This is a genomic window from Acidithiobacillus marinus, from assembly GCF_002847505.1.
In the GTDB taxonomy this organism is placed as follows: Bacteria; Pseudomonadota; Gammaproteobacteria; order Acidithiobacillales; family Acidithiobacillaceae; genus Acidithiobacillus; species Acidithiobacillus marinus.
In genome coordinates this window covers 279917-286843 of record NZ_MXAV01000004.1, presented here as the reverse complement: position 1 = coordinate 286843, position 6927 = coordinate 279917, and the positions used below count along the sequence as shown (strand labels likewise).

Genomic DNA, 6927 nt, shown 5'->3' with positions numbered 1-6927 from the left:
CCATGAATCTGCATTTACACAAGCATATTCTCTTCTCAGTGAAGGCCATCACCATGGGAAGATAGTCATCCATTTTAAGCACTAGCATTTTCTTTAAAAAGCGAACACATATGACAAATGAAAGATATCTTCTTGGCTCATCTAACAGCAATACCAATGTCAGAATAAATTTGAGTTTTACGAGTTTTAGAATATGCTATATCACCCAAAAAAATCTGGGAGATTTATCGAATACGATCAATATCTTTATCATCGAAAATCCAATTAGCACAACCCCTTTGAATTTTATTGCTAATTGTTACAGTAGATCAAAATTCACCTTAGGCAACATTTCAAAACCTGGCTTTGCAAAATAAAAACCTTGCATCAAGTCAATACCCATACCAAATAAGAAAAGCATTTCCTCACGGGTCTCAACCCCTTCTGCAAGGGGAGTTATATTAAGCTCAGAAAACATTGACAAACAATTTTTTAAAATTACTTGACGCACGGGATCATTGTGGATATTACGAATTAAATCTATGTCTAATTTAATTAGATTCGTCTGGAAACCAGCGAGCAAACCCAAGCCGGAATACCCGGCGCCAAAGTCATCAATAGCCGTGAAAAAACCAGACCGTTTATAGTATTCAACAATATTTTTGAGGTGATCATTATCCTTTACCTTTTCAACTTCGGTAAACTCAAACATAATCTGATGAACAGGAAAGTTGCACTCTTTAGCTGCCTCAAGCGTTGTTCGTATGCAAAGTTCAGGACGATAAACCGCGTTTGGAAGAAAATTAATACTCAGCATTGAATCGATACCAAGCTTCGCTGCTAAAGCAATTGCTTTAACCCGACAGAGCTGATCAAAGTGATATACATTATTTTCATTTACTTGAGCTATAACAGAATAAGCAGACTCTTCATTTAATCCACGAACCAAGGCTTCATAACCAAATATGTTTTTAGAAGAATATTTTACGATTGGCTGGAAGGCCATCGTAAAATCAAAATCAAGACCATTATTCTCGGAACATTGATTACACGACGCAACATTAACTTCTAACTTGTTTTTCATACCCGAATTTACCTCTTCATAGCCAGCATGGCAGAAATGATTTCACCAACCAAGACCGGCGCTAGACTTATCCCTGTACTTTGATAGTGACCCTATTAACATACCAATCGGTTGGTTTGTTTTCAAGTGGATTCAAGTAATTTGCATCAACCTGCCTCTCAAGCATCACGGAATGTACGTCACCTTAAATCCGAGGAAGACCATTCCTCCCTATCTGAAATATTGGCACGGCCATCCTGAGCTGCTTCCCAACGCAAGGTAGTGATATAGTCGAGTATGGCTGAATGACAAGCCCCAGAAACGGCCATACAAGGAGACAAAAATGACCATGACAGCGAACATGACGAGCACAGAAATTTTGAAAAAAGCCCAGGAACGCGCCAAAAGCGCAGGCAAGCGCCATGCTGGTGATCTCACCCCGGAAGAAGCCCACGCCTTGCTCCGCGAACATCCTGATACCCTGCTGATTGACGTGCGATCCCACCCGGAACTGGACTTTGTCGGCTTCATTGAAGGGAGCAAACATATTCCCTGGCAAAACTATCCCGGTATGACGGCCAACCCAGACTTTGACCGACAGATTACGGAAACAGCCAAACCAGACCATCTCCTGCTCCTGCTCTGCCGCACCGGCGGGCGCTCGCTGGCAGCTGCCGAGCACTTGGCCGACCTGGGTTACCAACACTGCTACAACATTCTTGGTGGTTTTGAAGGAAAGCATGACCCTCAGGGCCAGCGTGGCAAAGTGGAGGGTTGGAAGGCCAGCGGTTTGCCCTGGAAACACAAATAAAAGCCCCGAAGAATTTGTCGGTATACAGGGATACATCCAATATATATATCCCGAATGCTCTGATTAAAATGTAATTCAGTGTTGGCAAACAGGACAAAACAAAGCGTTTTTACCACCCACCGACAAAGTCTCCAGAGCCGCACCGCATCCCGGACATTGATTGTCCTCCCGGTGCCGGGTGAGGAAAGTTTTAGGGAGTAAATTGGTTTTGGCCTGACAGCGCACCGCCCGGTCCAGGACCTTCGGGATCTGTTCCAGAAAGCGGTCGCGCTCCTCGTCACTGAGACTGGGAGCCGTGCGATCAGGACGCAGGCGCGCCTGATAGAGGATTTCGTCAGCCCATACGGCACCGATACCCGGAGTAAAGGCGTCATCCAGCAGAATATTGCGCAGGGCGCTACGCCGCCGCGCAAGAGCTTCGCGCAAAACCCCCAGCCCTTTTTCCTGAACCATCAAGGGATCTGGACCCAACTTGGTCAGAAAATCCACATCACTATTTTCATCGAGCATGCGCAGGCGATTGCCTAACTGGGTTCCATGCAGCCGCAAGCGCTGATGGCCATTGATCTGGATTTCCAGAACTGCCCGGGCTTCCTCTTCACTTTCAGCCTGCACCGACCCGCGCTCCAGCTCGACACTGAGTTCGCCGCCGAGTTGCATGGCGAGAATATCCCTGCGCGCCAACTCCAGAAACAGGTACTGACCATAACGATGCAAATCGGTAATGGGCTTGCCTTTGAAAGCCGCTTCCTCGATGCCTGCCGCATCTGCCTGCAGTTCGCCTTTGGCATTATGCAGTTGCAACACATTCACCCGCTTGTTGAGGATATTGCGGCGTAATTTTTGTCTCAGTAATTCCAGTTCTGGCAATTCAGCCATGCTTTACTCCATATTCGATTTTTAATTCAGGTTGCGGGCTAGTCTAACCTGCGCACCATCACGCGCCAATGGCAAAGCCTCAAAAGCCCCCATTTCGTCCCGGAAGATTGCGCCACTCTGGTGCCTGTGGCAACCTTTGTGCCACTTCAACATAATCGGGCTGAACGACAGAATTCATGGATATTCCCGCCTACTCTCCCCAGGACCTTGAGCCTGCGGTACAAAAACGCTGGCAAGATCAGCAGACCTTCCGCGCCCCCGGCGTACCCGGCAAAGACAAATTCTATGCCCTGGCCATGTTCCCGTATCCCTCGGGACAACTGCACATGGGCCATGTGCGCAATTACAGTATTGCCGACGCCATTGCCCGTTATCAACGCATGCGCGGGAAAGACGTACTCCAGCCCATGGGTTGGGACGCCTTTGGCTTGCCTGCGGAAAATGCCGCCCTGAAAAATGGCCTGGCGCCTGCCCAGTGGACCATGGACAACATCGCCCACATGCGTGGTCAGCTTCAACGCCTGGGCTTGGCCTATGACTGGTCACGGGAGCTGGCCACCTGCACCCCCGAATACTACCGCTGGGAACAGTGGCTATTCATCAAGCTCTGGGAGAAAGGACTGGTTTACCAGAAACTCAGTACCGTCAACTGGGACCCGGTGGATCAGACAGTCCTCGCCAATGAACAGGTGGTGGATGGATGTGGCTGGCGCTCCGGGGCCCCCGTCGAGCGGCGCGAAATTGTGCAGTATTTTCTGCGCATTACCGCTTATGCTGAAGAATTATTGGAAGGTCTGGATACCCTGGTGGGAGGCTGGCCGGAGCAGGTGCTGACCATGCAACGCAACTGGATTGGCCGTTCCGAAGGCGCGGAAATCCATTTTCCCCTGTGCAGCGGAGAAGGTGTCATCAAGGTCTTTACGACCCGCCCCGACACCCTGATGGGTGCGACCTATCTGGCCGTAGCGCCAGAACATCCACTCGCCGTACAGGCGGCGGAACAAAACAGGGAGCTGGCCGAATTTCTGGAACGCTGCCGTCACGGTTCAGTTTCAGAAGCGAGCATCGAAACCCAGGAGAAGGAAGGCCATCCCCTCGGCATCCAGGTCCAACATCCTTTAACGGGTGCTGAACTGCCGGTCTGGGCCGCCAACTTTGTGTTGATGGGTTACGGCGAAGGCGCGGTAATGAGCGTCCCGGCCCATGACCAACGCGACTTCGAGTTTGCCCGCAAATATCATCTGCCGATTCAGGTCGTCCTTGCCGCAGACAACACCGTGCCAGCCGCTGATGCCATGACGGAAGCCTACACTGGCGCAGGCATCCTGGTACATTCGGGTCCATTTGATGGACTGGACAATGAACAGGCCAAAAGCCGCATTACCCAGGCGGTCAGCGAAAAGGGACTGGGGCAGAAAACCGTCAATTATCGCCTGCGCGACTGGGGCATTTCCCGGCAACGCTACTGGGGAACGCCCATCCCCATGATTCATTGCAAACATTGCGGGGTTGTGCCGGTTCCTGAAGAGGACTTGCCGGTGCGCTTGCCGACCCATTATCAGCTCAAGGATCCCCGTTCGCCCTTGCTGGATGACCCGGAATTTCTGAATGTACCCTGCCCGCGTTGTGCAGCTCCGGCGCGCCGGGAAACCGACACCATGGATACTTTCGTGGAAAGCTCCTGGTATTACGCCCGCTTTGCCTGTCCGGATGCGCAAAACATGCTCGATGAACGGGCGGCCCAATGGTTACCGGTGGACCAATACGTGGGCGGCGTCGAACATGCCGTGCTGCATTTGCTTTATGCCCGTTTTTTTAATCGCCTGCTGCGGGATGTGGGGTTACTGCCCGCCGACAAGGTCCACGATGAACCGTTCCGGCAATTGCTCACCCAGGGCATGGTCTTGAAAGACGGCAGCAAAATGAGTAAGTCCAAGGGCAATACTGTGGATCCCCAGGGACTCATTGATCGCTATGGAGCGGATACCGCGCGTCTTTTCATTTTATTCGCGGCCCCTCCCGAACAGCATCTGGAATGGTCCGATGCAGCGGTCGAGGGCGCCCATCGTTTCCTCAGCCGCATCTGGCGCCTGGTCCATGAATATGGGGCCGCTACCCTGCCCATACCAGCGGAATTGTCGACAGAGGCAAGAGATTTGCGCCGGGCGGTGCACCAGTGCATCGAACGGGTCAGCCGCAACATGGAAGGCCGGTATCATTTCAACGTGGCCATTGCCGCCATCATGGAACTGAGCAACAGCCTCATGAAAATCACTCCCGAGGCCAGCGCTGACCTGCGCGCGGTTCTGGGAGAGGGATTGCGCGCCATCGTCCTGATGCTTTCGCCTTTTACCCCTCACCTGACCGAAATACTCTGGGAAGCTCTGGGTCAGAAAATTCCTCTTCTCCAGACTGGCTGGCCTGAAGCCGACCCCGAAGCATTGCAATCGGATACCCTGACCCTGGTCATCCAGGTCAACGGCAAGCTACGGGAACGTATGGATTTTCCTGTCGGGGCAGATAATGACAGCATCGAAAAAGCCGTACTGAGCAGCCCCGCCATGCAGCGCCATCTGGAAGGAAAAACCGTGCGCAAGGTCATCGTGGTGCCGGGCCGTCTGGTGAATCTGGTGCTGGGATGAGCTGGCTGCACCAGCGCTGGGCTTACTGGCTCATCAGCCTGCTCTTTCTCGCCTTGGCGGGTTGCGGGTTTCATCTGCAGACGGGAGCGAGCATTCCACCCAGCCTGCAGGGCATGCGTGTTTCCGGTATCGGCCCCAGTGGCGGCGCTCTGGCTCAAGTCGTGCATCGGGAATTACAAAAAAACGGTAACATCGCCAGCAGCAACGGCCCGCTCCTGCTGATTGACAATGCCTATGTCTCCCAGCGCATCATCAGCATCAGCCCCAGCAGCGGGGCGGCCCTAGAATTTCTGGATACCCTGCATGCGCAATTCTACGTGATCAATCAGCAGAAAAAAGTGCTGCTGCCTGCCCAATCCCTGCTGGTGGAAAACAGCTTCAGTTATAACAGCGGGAACCCCCTGGCTACCAATGAACAACAAATCCGTGTTGAACGCTTATTGATGGATCAGGGTGCCCGGCAGATCCTTCGGCGGGTACTGAACAGTCCGGCCGTCCGCCAGCCCCGGGACTGAAGATGCGTCTCAAGCCGGGACAGTGGTCGGCGCATCTACAGGGTAAGCTGGCGGCGGTTTACGGGCTGTTTTCTGATGAGCCGCTCCTGCTGCAGGAGGCCGAAGACGCTTTATGCGAGGCGGCGGCTGTTCAGGGATTTGCCCAGCGCCAGCGCCTGAATCATTCCGCCGCACCCTGGGAAGCCCTTCGGGATGAACGGGATGCCGGCTCACTATTTGCTGAACCACGGCTGCTGCTCCTGCGCCTGGACAGCACCAAAATCCCCAAGGAGGGGATCGGCGCCCTGCAATACTGGCTGGCTTCGCCTGCCCCTGACGCCCTGCTCGTGCTCAGTGGTCCACGCCCCGATGCCAACACCCAGAAAACCGCCTGGTTCAAGGCCCTGGAAAGTCAGGGACAGACCCTGTTGTTGTATCGCCCGGAAGGAGCAGAGTGGATCCGCTGGATTGAGCAACGCCTTGCCCTGCAAAAAATCTCCGCCGATCGCGACGCCATCCAGTTGCTGGCCGACCTCGGTGCCGGCAATCTCAGCGCCTGCCATCAGGCTATTTTGCGTCTGCAACAAATTCATCCCGGCCAGACCATCGATGCCCGGGCCATTCGCCATGTGCTGGCTGATAGTAGCCAGTTCACGATTTATGATCTGGCTGACGCCAGCCTCCGCGCCGAAGCGCCACAGATTCTGCGTATTATCGACCGTCTGCGCAGTGGCGACGGAGAACCCGCCCTCTGCCTCTGGGCATTGCACAAAGACTTGCGCATTCTCGCTGAGTTGCGCGGTGGACATATGAACACCGAACAGTTTTTTCGCCAGAACCGGATTTTTCCCCCGCGTCAGGCCTGGTTGCGCCATGCGGCCAAGCGCTTGAGCGGCGCGTCACTGCTGGCCGGCATCCGCGAATGCCTCGACATTGACGCGCGCATCAAGGGTCAGGATCCCACGCCCATCTGGCCGGCATTAACCGATTTATGCCTGCGAATTGCCGGAAGCGCCGCAGATCGGCACAATAGAGAGAATATCCGCGCGAACTGATCCC

At 53.7% G+C, this 6927-nt stretch carries 6 protein-coding genes; 4 read left to right on the top strand and 2 right to left on the bottom strand.

Annotated features, from left to right (window positions below):
• Positions 1-298 precede the first annotated feature (298 nt).
• Positions 299-1063: an EAL domain-containing protein gene (locus B1757_RS02115; RefSeq protein ID WP_101536734.1), complete on the bottom strand. Its 765-nt coding sequence runs from the start codon at positions 1061-1063 to the stop codon at positions 299-301.
• A 322-nt stretch (positions 1064-1385) separates the two neighbouring features.
• Here B1757_RS02115 and B1757_RS02110 point away from each other — a divergent pair, with 322 nt between their 5' ends.
• The gene (locus tag B1757_RS02110) at positions 1386-1853 is read left to right on the top strand and encodes a rhodanese-like domain-containing protein (RefSeq protein ID WP_253253657.1); all 468 of its coding nucleotides are present in this window, start codon (positions 1386-1388) and stop codon (positions 1851-1853) included.
• A 75-nt stretch (positions 1854-1928) separates the two neighbouring features.
• Here the strand turns inward: B1757_RS02110 and B1757_RS02105 are convergent, their stop codons facing one another.
• A complete protein-coding gene (locus B1757_RS02105; RefSeq protein ID WP_101536733.1) occupies positions 1929-2732 on the bottom strand; it encodes a DNA-formamidopyrimidine glycosylase family protein in 804 nt (267 codons plus the stop codon).
• A 176-nt stretch (positions 2733-2908) separates the two neighbouring features.
• Between B1757_RS02105 and leuS the strand changes: the two genes are divergently transcribed.
• From leuS to holA, 3 genes are read left to right on the top strand one after another with little or no spacing between them, the layout of a single operon-like run.
• A complete protein-coding gene (leuS, locus tag B1757_RS02100) occupies positions 2909-5374 on the top strand; it encodes a leucine--tRNA ligase (RefSeq protein WP_101536732.1) in 2466 nt (821 codons plus the stop codon).
• Entirely contained in the window at positions 5371-5889 is a 519-nt protein-coding gene (locus tag B1757_RS02095) for an LPS-assembly lipoprotein LptE (protein WP_101536731.1), read from the top strand. The genes leuS and B1757_RS02095 overlap by 4 nt, the downstream gene beginning before the upstream one ends.
• Positions 5890-5891: 2 nt before the next feature.
• The gene (gene holA / locus B1757_RS02090) at positions 5892-6923 is read left to right on the top strand and encodes a DNA polymerase III subunit delta (protein ID WP_101536730.1); all 1032 of its coding nucleotides are present in this window, start codon (positions 5892-5894) and stop codon (positions 6921-6923) included.
• The last annotated feature ends 4 nt before the right edge of the window (positions 6924-6927 follow it).

What these genes read in the sequence shown, in the direction of transcription:
- B1757_RS02115 (WP_101536734.1), bottom strand. Translation starts at nt 1,063, where the DNA reads ATGAAAAACAAGTTAGAAGTTAATGTTGCGTCGTGTAATCAATGTTCC.
- B1757_RS02110 (WP_253253657.1), top strand. Translation starts at nt 1,386, where the DNA reads ATGACCATGACAGCGAACATGACGAGCACAGAAATTTTGAAAAAAGCC.
- B1757_RS02105 (WP_101536733.1), bottom strand. Translation starts at nt 2,732, where the DNA reads ATGGCTGAATTGCCAGAACTGGAATTACTGAGACAAAAATTACGCCGC.
- leuS (WP_101536732.1), top strand. Translation starts at nt 2,909, where the DNA reads ATGGATATTCCCGCCTACTCTCCCCAGGACCTTGAGCCTGCGGTACAA.
- B1757_RS02095 (WP_101536731.1), top strand. Translation starts at nt 5,371, where the DNA reads ATGAGCTGGCTGCACCAGCGCTGGGCTTACTGGCTCATCAGCCTGCTC.
- holA (WP_101536730.1), top strand. Translation starts at nt 5,892, where the DNA reads ATGCGTCTCAAGCCGGGACAGTGGTCGGCGCATCTACAGGGTAAGCTG.